Genomic DNA, 14441 nt, shown 5'->3' on the forward strand with positions numbered 1-14441 from the left:
GTTAGCGTGAGTCATGAGTGGGTCTCTTCTGGCAGGTGGGTTGTTGAGGAACTTCCATCCTGCGGGAGAGGCCCACTCGTCTCATCTCAGCCCGGTACGGATGTCAAGAACCTCATGACCCACAACATCAAGCCAGGGTGACTACTCATGCAACAGTCCACGAGGGAACAACGACGGGCATATCAACGCCGGCGCGATGCCGGAGGTTACACGCTCACTCACGGACGCCCAGGAATCATGAACCCAAGCCCCTTCCGGAATAGTCGGGGAATCTCAAACCCACTGGCCGTAAGAATATCTTCAGCGTTGGGGCGAATGAGGCCGATTTCATGCAGCCGTTCCAAGAGTTCATCACCGGAAGGCTGCAGCCCTTCCATCAAATCCAGAAGCTCTTGGCGGGAGAAAGTTGCCGACTGCTGATTGGCAAATCGGCGGAAATGGGACTTAAGTTCAGGAAACTCAGAGAGGTAGTGACTGGCCTTGGCCCTAGATGCTAAAGTGTACCCTTCCCGAATCGCAGGCCTTGAAATCAGTGAATGATCGGCCAATTCATGCATTTTACGCTGCTCATCGGTAGCAAAAGTTGCCAGAACAATTGCATCACGTGGGAGGGCCGTGCCATTGCCGTCCGTCACTCTTTCCACAATCCAAGACTCGATGGACGACTCGTTAGGTCCTGAATATGGAGTCTCAGGAAATACACACTTTAGAGCGAATAGACGCTCCTTCATGGACCACGCATCCACACTGCGACCCGTGACGCCAGGGTCTCGGCCTTCTATATAGGCGCGAACACTAGGCGCTTGCACGGCACGCTTAACGAGAAGGGACGCCATGTCATCAGGCGACCAGTCAAGGGTAATGTATTTACCTAGAATGTGATCCTTATTTGTGAAATCCAGCTCCCCCCACAAATCGGTGCGCATAAAAATAATCGGCTGAATTCGGGGGAACTTCTTCCGCAGATCCATTGCCGCACTCATGAGACCCTCGAGTGCGCGCTTTCTTTCAGCTCTGTCTTGCGGCCAAATTTCGTCGACCTTATCAAACATAAGCCAAAAGGTTTTATCTTTAGCGGCGAGAGCGTCGTCAATTTCCTTCAAGATGGACGTTACATCCAGATTGGCCCTACCGCCCTTGATGGAAACACTTGCCCCCTTAGCCGAAATCGTGACTGATTCAGGCGCGCGACCAATGGCCAGGGTCCAAAGTTCGGCCAGCAGGGGGCCAACCCGGAAGTCTCTGTCTCCACCAATAGCCGTACGCAGATCCTTGAGCGGACCTCTAGGGACGGAAATAGAAGTTGGCAGAGCCAAGCCAGCCTTGACGGCGATATATAGACGCCACAGCTTAGTGTGATCATAACCTGATGCAGTAGATTTGAGATCCTCGAAATCTTGAGTTGCAATCTCACTCAGATCGCCAAACCCGGTTGCCGCACCCAAAATTACATTCTGCAGCGCCGCGCCCGAAGCCATTCGTGCCGTCGCCTCATATTTGGTAAAGTATTCAAATAGGGCACTCTTTCCTGTACCCTTGGCGCCTAGGATCACCCAAATTTTTGGATCGAGAAAGCTCCTGAAGTCCTGGGTTTGCACGAACAGACGATCGAGGTCCACCTCTTCTTCTGAGTTGACCGAACCGAAATCTAGGGAATCTAAAGCCTCTTTTTGAGTCACGGTGGTTTTCCTTAGTTTGCCGTCGACGCGTGATCCATCTTGGACGGTTTTCAAATGACGGATGCTGCTAATAGCATACCAAGACGTGGTACGGGTCACTTCGTGTTCGTGGGACGCTGCTGAAGTATCGCCGCGATGTCATCGCCGGCGAACATCTGGGCGGTCTGGCGCGCCGAGGGGGTGCCCGCGTCCGGGTCCGCACCGGCCGCGAGCAGATGCCGCATCGAGGCGACATCCCGTTTGAACGTGGCGCAGGTCAGGGCGCGCTGGCCGCGATCGTTGGCGTGCTCGATCTCGGCGCCGGCCTCGATCAGCATCGCCACCGTGTCCGGGTGCTCATGGTAGGCGGCGAGGGTGAGGAACGAGTCGCCCGCGTGGTTGCGCAGGCGCGTGCTCACCCCGGCGTCCAGGTATGCCTTCAGCTGGGCCGTGTCCCCGTCCCGCGCCATGTCGAAGAGCCGGTTCGCCAGCTCGATGTCCTTCTCGCTCCACTGCTCGCTCATGCCCGCCAGTATGGCGGACGCCGCGGCGATCGACCGCTCCGCAGCGACATCTCCGCGGGTCTGCCCGCAGGTGATGTCGCCGGCCGGCGGTCAGACGAGCACCGGGAACAGCCCCGCCCGCCCCGCGGTTGCACCCGGCATGACCCGCAAGCACCTCGGCTTCCTCAACTTCGGCCACTGGATCCACCGGCCCGGCACCGAACCGGACGCGCGGCAGGCCCTGGACGACGTCGTCGCCATGGCCGTGGCCGCCGAGGACGCCGGGCTCGACGGCGCCTGGCTGCGCGTCCACCACTTCCAGCGGATGTTCTCCTCGCCGTTCCCGATCCTCGCCGCGATGGCCGCCCGCACCGAGCGGATCAGCCTCGGCACCGGCGTGATCGACCTGCGGTATGAGAACCCCCTGTACATGGCCGAGGCCGCGGCCACCACGGACCTCATCTCCGGTGGCCGGCTCGAGCTCGGCGTCTCCCGCGGCTCACCCGAGGCCGCCCTCGACGGCCAGGCGCAGTTCGGCTACGCCCTCGCCGAGGGGCAGACCTGGGCCGACGTGACCCGAGAGCGCGGACGCCGGTTCCTCTCGGCCGTGCGCGGCGAGGGCATCGCGACGCCGGACCTCACCTCCGGCTGGGCGCACAGCTCGCAGCCGCTGCGGATCGAGCCGCACTCCCCCGGGCTCGCGGACCGCATCTGGTGGGGGTCCGGCTCCGTGGGCTCGGTGGCCGGCGCCGCCACGGACGGCTACAACATGCTCTCCTCCACCCTGCTCCTGCAGGACGACGGCCGCCCCTTCCACGTGCAGCAGGCCGACCAGATCGCGCGCTACCGGGAGGCCTTCGCCGCGGCCGGCCACGCCGGTCCGGGCCGCACGGCGGTCACGCGCTCCGCGTTCGTCATCCAGGACCGGGAGGACGAGCTGTACTTCGGCCGGGAGCGGGCCTCGCGCGACTCCTCCGGCATGCTCGAGGGCGGCGCCGCCCGCTCCGGCCCGACCTATGCCGGGTCCGCCGAGGAGGTCGCGGAGAAGCTCGCCGCCGACGACGCCGTCGCCGCCGCCGACTGGGTCCTGTTCGCCAACCCCAACCAGCTCGGGGTCGAGTACAACGCGAAGATCTTCGCCGGCTGGGCGGAGGTCTGGCGCCTGCTCGGCTGGGATGCATGAGCGAGGCCCCGCCGCACCTCCCGACCGCCGACGACGGCGTCGCCCGAGCCCGTCGCGCGCGCTGGGCCGTCACCGCCGCCTTCGCGACGAACGGCGCCCTGCTCGGCGCGCTCATCCCGCACTACCCGGAGGCCAAGGCCGCGTTCGGCCTGGACCCGGCCGCGTTCGGCCTGCTCGTCATCGCGCTCGCCGTGGGCGGCACGCTCGCCGGGCCCCTGCCCGCGCCGATCCTGCGCCGGTTCGGCGCCCGCCGGGTCATGCTCGCCGGCAGCGTGGCCATCGCCCTGCTCACGACGGCGGCCGGTCTCGTCCTCGACATCGCCGGGGCGGGCGCGGGGGCCGGGCACGGTGCGGGCACGGCCGCGGCCTGGCCGCTGTGGGTCTTCGCGGGCCTCGTCCTGGCATCGGGGGTGCTCGACGCCGTCGTGGACACCGCCCAGAACGCGCAGGGCCTGCAGGTGCAGGCCCGGCTGGCCCGGCCCGTGCTCACGACCATGCACGCCGGCTGGAGCCTCGGGGCGGCCGCCGGTGCCGGGCTCGGTGCGGCGGTCATCACCGTGGGCGGCCCCGCGGCCCTGCACCTGGGGCTCAACGGCGCCGTGTGCGTCGCGGTGCTGCTGGGGGTCCGGCGCCTGTTCCTGACGGAGGAGCCCGCGGACTCGGCGTCCGCCCGCGGCGCCTCGGATCAGTCACCCGCGCCGTCGGAGACGTCCGCCCCGCCCGCCCCAGCGGCCCGGTCCCTGCCCCGCCGCGCCGCCGTGGCCGTGCTCGTCCCCGCCGTGGTGATCGCGATGGCCGGCTTCGGTGTGGAGGAGTTCGGCAACGCGTGGGCCACCCTGTTCCTGATCACCGAGCGCGGCCTGGACCCCGCCGCGGCGGTGCTCGGCGCGTCGACCCTGCTGGGCGCCCAGTTCGTCGGCCGCCTCGCGGGCGACCGCACCCTCGCCGCCCTGGGACGCCGCGGGGCGCTGACGGCGGGGCTGGGCGCCGTCGTCGTGGGGCTGGGACTGGCCCTGGCGCCGCTGCCGGGGCCGGTGGCCGTGCCTGCTGCGTTCGCGGGGCTGGCGCTGGCGGGGCTGGGCTGCGCCGTGGTGGTGCCCGTGGCCTATGCGCTCGGCGACGAGGCGCCCGGGCTCCGGCCGCAGACCGGGCTGGCGGTGACGAGCTGGTGCATGCGGCTGGCCGGGGTCGGGCTCAGCCCGGCGGTCGGGGCGCTGGCCGGCGCCGTCGGTCTGGCACCGGCGCTGACGGTGTTCCTGGGCCTGGCCGCCGTCGGGGCGGTGCTCGCCGCCCGGCTGCCCGCCGCCCCGTAGGAACCGCTCAGTCGTCGTCGACCTCGCCGGCGAGGGCCTGGGCCGCCAGGTGCTCCTCGGTCGCGGCCTCCCAGATCTCCTTGGCGGCGGAGCCGTTGAGCAGCACGAGAAGCACGCCCACGATGATGTCCGCCCAGCCCGATGCCGTCAGCACCGTGATCCCGGACAGGGCGATCAGCACGACGCCGGCCACGAGGTCGTTGCGCGCCGCGAGCCAGGCCGCCCGGGTGAGGGAGCCGCCGTCGACGCGGACGCGGGCCAGCAGGACCACGCACACGATGTTCACGAGGAGCGAGCCGACGGCCGCCCCCAGCAGCACGCCCGCGGCCGGCGGCTCGGGGTCGCCGATCTTCGTGGCCGCCATGACGAGCGCCGCCACGGCCGGTAGCACGATGATCCCGGCCATGACCTTGCCGATGACCGCCTGCCGGGCCGCCGTCCACCCGAGCGCCACGAAGATCAGCAGGTTGACGGCGAAGTCCTCGAAGAAGTCGACGGAGTCCGCTACAAGGGCCACCGAGCCGATCCCCAGGGCCAGGATGATCTCGACCACCAGGTAGGCGCCGTTGAGCAGGGCCACCGCCAGGACGGTGCCCCGCAGGGTGCGGGTGCGCCGGCGGTCCGCTACGGCCGCCCGGTTCACGCGCCCGTCGTGTCGTCCACGAACACGTACGTGTCCACCAGGGTCCGCGCGGCGTTGCCGCCGATGAGCCCGTCCACGATCCGCTCCAGCGGGGCCATCGCCTCGTCCACCTCGATCTGCACGGGGTACTGGGCCACGAGCAGGGCGAGCAGGTCGGCCACGGCCTGCAGCGCGTCCTCCTCCCCCAGCTCCGGATCCCAGCCCACGAGCACGTCGGCCGGCGCGTCCTGGCGCTCCGGGGTGTAGGACACCGCGAACGCGCGGATGCGCCCACCCTCGGCCTTCGGCGCGTCGCGGAGCACGACGGCGCCCGCGGCCCCGGTGGCCGGGCCCAGCAGCAGCTGCTGGGCGGCCCCGACGCTCAGGGTCGACGGGTCCCACGCGTGCACGGCGTCATAGAACGCGGCGACCGCCTGCGTGAGCTCGACGGAGCCGGTCGAGGCCTCCTCGAGGACCACGCCGTCCGGGTGCTCCTCCCCGCGCACATCCGGCAGGCCGATGGCCCCCGGGGCGATCGCGACGCGGCGGGAGCGCTGCACGGGGGTGAAGCCCTGGGCCACGAGGAACGCCTCGGTGCCGGCGGCCAGTGCGGCGGTCTGGGACCGCACGGCCTCCGTGTCCACGGGCGGCTGGCCGGCCGGGCCCTCGGCGTCGGTCTGCGGGTCGGCGCCGGCCACGCCGGGCACCAGGGCGTCCTTGGCGAACCGAGCCTTCAGAGCCGTCGTCGGGATGGCGCCGGCGGCGTGCGCCTCCGCGGCGAGCCCCCGCAGGGCCGCCACGAGCGCCCGGCCGATGCCCCGGCGCCGCTCGGCAGCCGCGGTCTCGACGTACAGCCACAGCCGCCGCGGGTGCACGGACGAGGCATAGACGACGCCGGCCGCCACCGGCACGCCGGCGGCCTCGGCCACGAGCGCGCGGCGCCAGGGCCGTTCCGCGTCCTCGGCGAGCATCGCCCGGTCCTGGTGCTGCTGCGCGTTGGCCGGGTCACCCCACACCTCGAGCAGGGCCAGGTCGTCCCCGGGCCGCCAGGGACGCAGCACGATCTCCCCGCCGGCCACCGCGGCGGAGTCGAACAGCGCGCCGCCGTCGTCGTGCCCCGCGGCCCCGGCCGCTCCCGTCACGTCCTCGCTCACTTGACCAGGCGCTCCAGCAGGTAGGACTTCACCTGGGACAGGGCCACGCGCTCCTGGGCCATGGTGTCCCGCTCGCGGATGGTCACGGCCTGGTCCTCGAGGGTGTCGAAGTCCACGGTGATGCAGAACGGGGTGCCGATCTCGTCCTGGCGGCGGTAGCGACGGCCGATCGCGCCGGAGTCGTCCGTCTCGATGTTCCAGAGGCCGCGCAGCTCCGCCGCGAGGGACTGGGTGGCCGGCTGCAGCTCGGGCTTCTTCGACAGCGGGAGCACGGCGGCCTTGACCGGGGCCAGGCGCGGGTCCAGCTTGAGCACGGTGCGCACGTCCACGCCGCCCTTGGCGTTCGGGGCCTCGTCCTCGGCGTAGGCGTCCACGAGGAACGCCATCATGGTGCGGGTCAGGCCGAAGGACGGCTCGATCACGTACGGGGTGTAGTGCTCGTTGTTGGCCTGGTCGAAGTACTGCATCTTGGTGCCCGAGTGCTCGGTGTGCCGGCCCAGGTCGTAGTCGGTGCGGTTCGCGATGCCCATCAGCTCGCCCCAGCCGTCGCCGCCGGTGAACCCGAAGTCGTACTCGAGGTCGATCGTGGCGTCGGAGTAGTGGGCCCGCTCGTCCGCGGGGACGTCGAACTTCCGCAGGTGCGCCGGATCGATGCCGAGGTCGATGAACCAGTCCCAGCAGTCCTCCACCCAGCGGTCGAAGTGCTGGCCCGCCTCGGCCGGCGGCACGAAGTACTCGATCTCCATCTGCTCGAACTCGCGGGTGCGGAAGATGAAGTTGCCCGGGGTGATCTCGTTGCGGAACGCCTTGCCGATCTGGCCGATGCCGAACGGCGGCTTCTTCCGGGCCGCGCCCAGCACGTTGAGGAAGTTCACGAAGATGCCCTGCGCCGTCTCCGGGCGCAGGTAGTGCAGCCCCTCCTCGTTGTCCACGGGGCCGAGGTAGGTCTTGACCAGGCCCGAGAACAGCTGCGGCTCGGTCCAGGCGCCCTGGGTTCCGCAGTCCGGGCACACGATCTCGGCCATGCCCTCGGCCGGCCGGCCCTTCTTGGCCTCGAACGCCTCGAGCAGGTGGTCCTGGCGGTGGCGCCTGTGGCACTGGGTGCACTCCACGAGCGGGTCGGTGAAGGTCTCGACGTGGCCGGATGCCTCCCACACCGCGCGCGGCAGGATGATGGAGGAGTCCAGGCCCACCATGTCCTCACGGGAGCGCACGAAGGTCTTCCACCATTCCGCCTTGATGTTCTCCTTCAGCTCCACACCCAGGGGCCCGTAGTCCCACGCGGAGCGCGAACCGCCGTAGATCTCACCGGCCTGGAACACGAAGCCTCGGCGCTTGGCGAGGTTGATGACGTTGTCCAGCGGGGACTTGGCAGCCATGGGGGCATCACTTCCGTACTCATCGGCGGGGCGGGAGGGGATCACGACGACGACGGCACCCGGCCGCCTTCGACGCGGCGGGCCCGTTCCGGCGCGGCGCGCCGGTCGATCCCGTCCAGCCTACCGGCCATGATGGACACCATGACCGAGACGAACGCACCCGACGCCCAGCCCCTGCCCGTCCGTGACGAGTCCATCCGCCTCGGCCAGGCGCTCAAGCTCGCCTCCCTCGTGGAGGACGGGGCCATGGCCCGCGACGTCGTCACCGACGGGCTCGTCACCGTCAACGGCGCGGTGGAGACGCGCCGCGGCGCCCAGCTGCACGACGGGGACGTCGTCGAGTTCGCCGGCGAGGCGTTCGTCGTCCAGGCCGGGCAGGCCTGAGCCGACGCCCCGGCAGGCGGCCGCGGCGCCGCCGTCGAACAGGTCCGGTGCGTCAGCCGCGGGGCGGCACCATGTGGGCGAGGTACTCCTTCACGTGGCCCAGCTCCTGCTCGTTGATCGCGTGGCCGAGCCCGGCGTAGACGATCTTCATGAGGTCCACGTGGGCGTTCAGCCAGGCATGGGTCTCCTCGACCCGGGGCTCGGAGATGATCGGGTCCTCCTGACCGCGGCCCCAGAAGACCTTCGGCCGGACGCGGGCGACGTCGTCGTCGCGGGTGAACAGCTCACGCAGCCGCGGCTCGGTGAGCTCCGGGTCCACCACGAAGCCGGACAGCGCCACGGTGCACGCGTAGGCCTCCGGGTCCAGGCGCAGCAGCGACGTGGCCATGGCCATGCCCTGCGAGAAGCCGAGCAGGGAGACGGTGCGGAAGTCCCCGCGCACGGCCTGCACCCAGGCGTGCAGGGCCTCGACGGCCTCGCGGACCGGCTCGGCGGTGGAGCCCAGCTCGCCCGTGACCGGGTCCTGGGAGAGCGGGAACCAGGCGTGGGATCCCGGCTGCAGGGACAGGGGCGCGCGCACGGCGGCCACCGTGACGTGCTCGGGCAGGTGCGGGACGAGGCCGAACAGGTCGTCCTCGTTCGCGCCGTAGCCGTGCAGGACGATCAGCAGATCCTCGGTGCGCTCGCCCTCGGGGCGGGACCAGCGGACGACGGGCTCGACGGCGGGGGTGGGGTTCGCGTTCACGCCCGCCAGCCTAGCGAGCGGCGCGGTCGGCCCCTCCCGGTGGTTGACCCCTCCCGCGCGACGCGGGCAGAATCCTACCCGTGGGTAACCCATCCTCCTCTCAACCTCCGCACGCCTCCGACGCGACCCCGGTCGACGACCCCGCCGCCCATCCCTGGCGCCGCTACGTCGCCATCGGGGACTCGTTCACCGAGGGCATCGGCGACCCGGACCCGGACCGCCCCGGCTACCACCGCGGCTGGGCCGACCGCCTGGCCGAGGAGCTCTCCCGCCTGACCCCGCCCGGTGAGGACCTGGCCTACGCCAACCTGGCGGTCCGCGGGAAGCTGCTGGACCAGATCGCCGAGGACCAGGTCGAGCCGGCGATCGCCCTGCGGCCGGACCTCATCAGCGTCTGCGCGGGCGGCAACGACATCCTGCGCGGCGCGGACCCGGACGAGATCGCGGTCCGGCTGGACGCCGTCGTCGAGCGTCTGGCCTCCGACGGCGCCACCGTGCTGCTGTTCAACGCGACCGACGTGAAGGGTACGCCCGTCATCGGCCGCATCCGCGGCACCGTGGCGATCTACAACGAGAACGTGCGCACCATCGCCCTGCGGCACGACGCGCTGGTGCCGGACATGTGGTCGCTCAAGGACCTCGCCCGGCGGGAGATGTGGGCCGAGGACCGCCTGCACTTCTCCGCGCTCGGCCACCACACGATCGCCGCGATGGTGCTGGACACCCTCGGCGTGGAGCACGGCCTCGAGCACCTGCGCCTGGCCCCGCCGGCGCCGCGCACGTGGCGCGAGGCCCGCGCGTCGGACGCCGCGTGGGTGCGCACGCACCTGGCGCCGTGGGTGGTCCGCCGCCTCCGCGGCGTCTCCTCCGGCGACGGCGTCACGGCCAAGCGCCCCGTCCCCGAGCCGCTCTTCGGGGCGCCGATGCCGCAGGGCTCGGACCACACCGAGCCGCTGGACATCGTCGAGCCCTGAGCCCGGCCGGCGGGGGCCGGTGGCCCTTTCCCGAACGACAGTGCCGCGACACGCCGCCGTTTCCCGAACGAAAGTTCAGAGGGCGAGGGCGCGCTTCAGCGTGTCGGCCACCTGGCCGTATTCGGTGAGGAAGCCGTCATGGCCGATGGGCGAGGCGATCGTGTGCACCGGCGGCCGCGCGGGCAGCGCCGCCGCGAGCGCCTCGGACTCGGCCGGCAGGTAGAGCCGGTCCGAGTCGACGGCCGCCACGAACGCCCGGCCCCGGTAGCCCGCGAGCGCCGCCGCCACGCCGCCGCGCCCGCGCCCGACGTCGTGGCCCATGAGGGCCTCGGTGACCACGAGGTAGGAGTTCGCGTCGAACCGGTCGGCGAGCTTGGCCGCCTGGTGGTCCAGGTAGGACTCCACGGCGTAGCGCCCGCGCCCGCCCGGCACCCCGATGACGGCGCCGAACGGGTCCTCGACGCCCTGCGGTTCGCGGCCGAACCGCTGGCCGAGCTCGCCGGCCGTGCGGTAGGTGGTGTGGGCGATGCGCCGGGCGATGCCCAGGCCGGCCACGGGGCCGGGGCCGGGGTAGTAGTCGCCGCCCTGGAAGTCCGGGTCGAGGCGGATGGCCGCGGTCTGCGCCTGGCCCCACGCGATCTGGTCGGCGGAGGAGGCCGCGGTGGCGGCCAGCACGCCCACCCCGGCGACGCGCTCGGGGTGGGTCGCGGCCCACTCGAGGGCGCGGGCCCCGCCCATCGATCCGCCGATCGCGGCACGCCAGGCGCCGATCCCGAGGTGGTCGGCCAGGCGCCGCTCGGCCTCGACCGCGTCCCGCAGCGTGAGGAACGGGAACCGGGAGCCCCAGGGCCGCCCGTCGGGGGCCGGCGTCGAGGGCCCGGTGGAGCCGTGGCAGCCGCCGATCATGGCGGGGGCGACCACGAACCATCGGTCCGTGTCCACGGCGCGGCCCGGGCCGACGAGGGCGTCCCACCAGCCCGGCGTCGGGTCCTCCTCGTGCGCGGCCACGTGCGCGTCGCCGGTGAGGGCGTGCAGCACGAGCACGGCGTTGGAGCCGTCGGCGGCGAGGGTGCCCCAGGTCTCGTAGGCCAGCTCGACGTCGGGCAGCAGCCCGCCGGTCTCGGTGCGCAGCTCGCCGACCCGCAGACGGTGGCGGCCGCCGCGGGGCAGCGCGGTGCGCGACGGACGCGTGGCGACGGCGGTCATGCCCGCTCCCCCGCGTCGTCGTCGCCGCGGCGAGCGGCGGCCGCGAAGCCGCGTTCGAGGTCGGCGAGGATGTCCTCGATGTCCTCCACGCCGAGCGAGAGCCGCACCAGGCCGGGGGTGACGCCGGCGGCGCGCTGCTCGTCGTCGGCGAGCTGGGAGTGGGTGGTCGAGGCCGGGTGCACCACGAGCGAGCGGACGTCGCCGATGTTGGCCACGTGGTGGTGCAGGGTGAGCCCGTCCACGAACGCGGCCCCGGCCTCGCGGCCGCCCGCGATCTCGAAGGAGACGAACGCGCCCGCGCCCTTCGGCAGGTAGCGCTGGGCCCGCTCGTGCCACGGGCTGGACTCCAGGCCGGCGTAGACCACGTGCTCGACGTCGTCGCGGCCCTCCAGCCAGCGCGCCACCGCGGCCGCGTTGGCCACCTGCCGCTCCATGCGCAGGGACAGGGTCTCCAGGCCGAGGTTCACCAGGAACGCGTTGAACGGGGAGATGGCCGAGCCGTAGTCGCGCAGCAGCTGCACGCGCGCCTTGAGGATGAAGGCCAGGTTGGCGCCGAGCGGCGAGCCCACCCCGAGGTCCCGCGCGTAGACGAGGCCGTGGTACGACTCGTCCGGCTCGTTGAAGCCGGGGTACCGCTCGGCGTGCTGCGCGTAGTCGAACGTGCCGGCGTCGACGATCACGCCCGCGATGGCCGCGGCGTGCCCGCCGAGGTACTTCGTGGCGGAGTGGGTGACGACGTCGGCGCCGTGCTCGATCGGTCGCAGCAGGTACGGGGTGGCCAGCGTGTTGTCCACGATCAGCGGCACGCCGGCCTCGTGGGCGGCGTCGGCGACGGCGCGCACGTCCAGGACGTCCCCGCGCGGGTTGCCGAGGGTCTCGCCGAAGAACGCCTTGGTGTTCGGCTTCACGGCGGCGCGCCAGGACTCGAGGTCGTCCGGGTCGGTCACGAACGTCGTCTCGACGCCGACCTTGGCGAGGGTGTGCTTGAACAGGTTCTGCGTGCCGCCGTAGAGGCTGGCCGAGGCGACCACGTGGTCGCCGGCGCCGGCGAGGTTGAGGATCGCGAACGTCGTCGCCGCCTGACCGGAGGCCAGCAGCAGCGCGCCCACACCGCCCTCGAGCGCGGCGATCTTCTCCTCCACCGGGCCCTGCGTCGGGTTGCCGATGCGGGTGTAGAGCGGGTCGAGGTCCTTGAGCGCGAACCGGTCCGCGGCCACCTGGGCGGACGGGAAGTCGTACGAGGTGGTCTGGAAGATCGGCAGGGCGGTCGCACCGAAGGCGTGCTGGCCGACGGCGACGCCCGCGTGGACCTGCGCGGTGGAGAAGCCCCAGGCGTCGGGGGTCGGGGTGGTCTGGTCGGTCATGGCGGACCCTCCTGAGGGGTTCAGGGGCCGGACCCGGCCGCCCCGCCCGCCGGCCGACGTGCCGATCCGCGGACCGGCGTCGTCGAGGTGCCGGAGATGACCCGGCGCCGTCGAGAGGGGCCGTGGGATCGGCCCGCGCTTGCCGGCATCCGTTGTGGGGCCGGCCTGGTCGTCACCCGGGGCACCCCACCGCGGAAGGAGGGTTGCCGGTCAGCATGCCGGGGCCTGTTGCTGACTCTCGTGACCGTATCCCCGAGTGTAGCCCGCCGCCCCGCCACGATTTCGTCACGCGTGTCACACGCGGATACGCTCTCCGCACGGGGCGCCCGACCCGTCAAGGGCTCGACGCCCCTGGACTCGCACCAGGTCAACCCCCGGGGCAGCCCGGGAACGGAGAGGAACAGCGCAGTGCACACCTGTCGCATGGACCACGTGTCCTACGCCGCCGGCCCCGAGGGCCTGGACGCCACGGTCGCCCGCATCGCCGAGACGCTGGGCATCGAGCGGATCAAGGGCGGTGTCCACCCACGTTTCGGCACCCAGAACGCACTGTTTCCCATGACGGAGGGGCAGTATCTGGAGGTCGTCGAGGCCCTGGACCACCCGGCCTCCCTCAGCGCGCCGTTCGGCCAGCTCGTGCGCGCCCGCACCGAGCAGGGCGGGGGCTGGATGAGCTGGGCCGTGGCCACCCCGGACATCGGCCGGTTCGAGCGCCGCCTCGGCCGCGAGGCCGTCCCCGGCAACCGTCGCTTCCCGGACGGCCGCGAGCTGTCCTGGCGGCAGATCGGCATCAAGGGCACCCTCGCGGACCCGCAGCTGCCGTACATCCTGCGCTGGGCCGACGGTCAGGAGGACATGCACCCCTCGCAGGCGGCCGAGCCGCAGGCCACCATCGAGCACCTGAACATCGCCGGCTCCCCCGAGCGCCTCGCCGAGTGGCTGGGCGGCGAGGACGAGGACGGCCAGGTCCAGGACGTGAACATCGAGTACGTCGCGCCCTCCGGCACCCCGGGCATCGTCTCGGTCACCTTCCGCACCCCGAAGGGTGCGATCACGCTCTGAGCGCGGGGGCGGGGCCGGTCAACCGAGCAGCCCCGCCCGCGCCAGCAGTGGGTAGCCGACGAACCCGACGGCGTCCAGCAGCGTGTGCGCGATGACCAGCGGCATCACCCGGCGCACCCGCAGGAACACGAGCGCGAACACCACGCCCATCAGGGCGTTGCCCACGCCCGGCCCGATCCCCTGGTACAGGTGGTACGCCCCGCGCAGCAGCGCGAGGGCGAGCACCACCACGGCCGCGCGGGTCGGCAGGTACAGCCCCTCGGTGCTCACCCACGACGACGGCACGGCCGGCGCCGGATCGCGTGCCAGGCCCGCGGCGCGCAGCCGCTGCAGATACCCGAGGCGGTCGACGAGCCAGGCGCCCACGATGACCTCCTCCAGCAGTCCGTGCCGCAGCGCGGAGAGCAGCAGGACCGGCACCTGGTACCAGCTCTCGCCGAGCGCCGAGCCGACGATCGCCGTCGTGAGGCCCAGGGCCCGGCCGGCGGCGTAGACGCCGAGCGTGCCCAACCCGATGGCCACGAACAGGCCCAGGCCCCATGCCAGGTCGCGGCCGGGGCGGCGCAGGTCGAGGCCGAGCACCCGGAACGGGTTCCGGCCGCGCAGGTGCATCAGGTGCAGCACGAGGGCCACCGGCACCAGCGCGAACCCGATGCCGAGCAGCTGATAGGTCAGGTCGAAGGCCCAGCGGTCGGCCAGGGCCGGGTTGAGGACGGTGGTCTGCTCGCCGAGCGGGGCCTGGGTGGCCTTGTCGATGAGCTGGACGATCGCGTAGACCGCCGACTTCCCCAAGGAGAGGCCGAGGACGATCGCGATCTCCCACCGCACCGTGCGCGCCGAGGGGGCGGGCAGCGCGGGGGCCCCGCGCGCCCCCCCGGGGGGGGGGGGAAAACA

14 protein-coding genes and 1 riboswitch are annotated in these 14441 nt (G+C 71.7%); of the genes, 5 read left to right on the forward strand and 9 right to left on the reverse strand.

The features are described from left to right. Positions 1-218 precede the first annotated feature (218 nt). Both FLM69_RS09540 and FLM69_RS09545 read right to left on the reverse strand, forming a co-directional pair. Complete coding sequence (locus FLM69_RS09540; RefSeq protein WP_141724190.1) at positions 219-1778, reverse strand: P-loop ATPase, Sll1717 family; 1560 nt, start codon at positions 1776-1778, stop codon at positions 219-221. Then, positions 1775-2182 (reverse strand): ankyrin repeat domain-containing protein, encoded by a 408-nt coding sequence (locus tag FLM69_RS09545; RefSeq protein WP_036317455.1) that lies wholly within the window; start codon positions 2180-2182, stop codon positions 1775-1777. The genes FLM69_RS09540 and FLM69_RS09545 overlap by 4 nt, the downstream gene beginning before the upstream one ends. 139 nt (positions 2183-2321) lie before the next feature. Here FLM69_RS09545 and FLM69_RS09550 point away from each other — a divergent pair, with 139 nt between their 5' ends. Both FLM69_RS09550 and FLM69_RS09555 read left to right on the forward strand, forming a co-directional pair. Then, positions 2322-3344, forward strand: coding sequence for an LLM class flavin-dependent oxidoreductase (locus FLM69_RS09550; protein ID WP_141844019.1), 1023 nt, complete (start codon positions 2322-2324; stop codon positions 3342-3344). Continuing rightward, positions 3341-4657 carry an MFS transporter gene (locus tag FLM69_RS09555; protein ID WP_141844021.1) on the forward strand — a complete coding sequence of 439 codons (1317 nt, stop codon included), beginning with the start codon at positions 3341-3343 and terminating at the stop codon, positions 4655-4657. The genes FLM69_RS09550 and FLM69_RS09555 overlap by 4 nt, the downstream gene beginning before the upstream one ends. Positions 4658-4664: 7 nt before the next feature. Here FLM69_RS09555 and FLM69_RS09560 read toward each other — a convergent pair whose 3' ends face one another. From FLM69_RS09560 to FLM69_RS09570, 3 genes are read right to left on the reverse strand one after another with little or no spacing between them, the layout of a single operon-like run. After that, a complete protein-coding gene (locus FLM69_RS09560) occupies positions 4665-5300 on the reverse strand; it encodes a cation transporter (protein ID WP_141844023.1) in 636 nt (211 codons plus the stop codon). Further along, the gene (locus FLM69_RS09565; protein ID WP_141844027.1) at positions 5297-6433 is read right to left on the reverse strand and encodes a GNAT family N-acetyltransferase; all 1137 of its coding nucleotides are present in this window, start codon (positions 6431-6433) and stop codon (positions 5297-5299) included. Before FLM69_RS09565 ends, FLM69_RS09560 begins: the two co-directional genes overlap by 4 nt. Beyond that, a complete protein-coding gene (locus FLM69_RS09570; RefSeq protein WP_141844029.1) occupies positions 6430-7812 on the reverse strand; it encodes a glycine--tRNA ligase in 1383 nt (460 codons plus the stop codon). The genes FLM69_RS09565 and FLM69_RS09570 overlap by 4 nt, the downstream gene beginning before the upstream one ends. Positions 7813-7953: 141 nt before the next feature. Here FLM69_RS09570 and FLM69_RS09575 point away from each other — a divergent pair, with 141 nt between their 5' ends. Further along, positions 7954-8196 (forward strand): RNA-binding S4 domain-containing protein, encoded by a 243-nt coding sequence (locus FLM69_RS09575; protein WP_141844031.1) that lies wholly within the window; start codon positions 7954-7956, stop codon positions 8194-8196. Between the two features lie 52 nt (positions 8197-8248). On the opposite strand, the gene FLM69_RS09580 is transcribed toward FLM69_RS09575, so the two are convergent. Next, entirely contained in the window at positions 8249-8941 is a 693-nt protein-coding gene (locus tag FLM69_RS09580; protein ID WP_141844033.1) for an alpha/beta hydrolase, read from the reverse strand. 80 nt (positions 8942-9021) lie between these two features. Here FLM69_RS09580 and FLM69_RS09585 point away from each other — a divergent pair, with 80 nt between their 5' ends. Continuing rightward, a complete protein-coding gene (locus tag FLM69_RS09585; protein ID WP_141844035.1) occupies positions 9022-9915 on the forward strand; it encodes an SGNH/GDSL hydrolase family protein in 894 nt (297 codons plus the stop codon). 75 nt (positions 9916-9990) lie between these two features. Here the strand turns inward: FLM69_RS09585 and FLM69_RS09590 are convergent, their stop codons facing one another. Then, entirely contained in the window at positions 9991-11121 is a 1131-nt protein-coding gene (locus FLM69_RS09590) for a homoserine O-acetyltransferase (protein ID WP_141844037.1), read from the reverse strand. Further along, positions 11118-12485 carry a bifunctional o-acetylhomoserine/o-acetylserine sulfhydrylase gene (locus FLM69_RS09595; protein ID WP_141844038.1) on the reverse strand — a complete coding sequence of 456 codons (1368 nt, stop codon included), beginning with the start codon at positions 12483-12485 and terminating at the stop codon, positions 11118-11120. The genes FLM69_RS09590 and FLM69_RS09595 overlap by 4 nt, the downstream gene beginning before the upstream one ends. Before the next feature lie 130 nt (positions 12486-12615). Further along, positions 12616-12731, reverse strand: a riboswitch (SAM riboswitch). Between the two features lie 177 nt (positions 12732-12908). Here FLM69_RS09595 and FLM69_RS09600 point away from each other — a divergent pair. Further along, a complete protein-coding gene (locus FLM69_RS09600) occupies positions 12909-13547 on the forward strand; it encodes a VOC family protein (RefSeq protein WP_081097729.1) in 639 nt (212 codons plus the stop codon). 18 nt (positions 13548-13565) lie between these two features. Here the strand turns inward: FLM69_RS09600 and FLM69_RS09605 are convergent, their stop codons facing one another. After that, positions 13566-14399 (reverse strand): CPBP family intramembrane glutamic endopeptidase, encoded by an 834-nt coding sequence (locus FLM69_RS09605; RefSeq protein ID WP_141844040.1) that lies wholly within the window; start codon positions 14397-14399, stop codon positions 13566-13568. Positions 14400-14441 lie beyond the last annotated feature (42 nt).

The sequence above is a fragment of the Micrococcus sp. R8502A1 genome (assembly GCF_006704135.1).
GTDB lineage: Bacteria > Actinomycetota > Actinomycetes > Actinomycetales > Micrococcaceae > Micrococcus > Micrococcus luteus.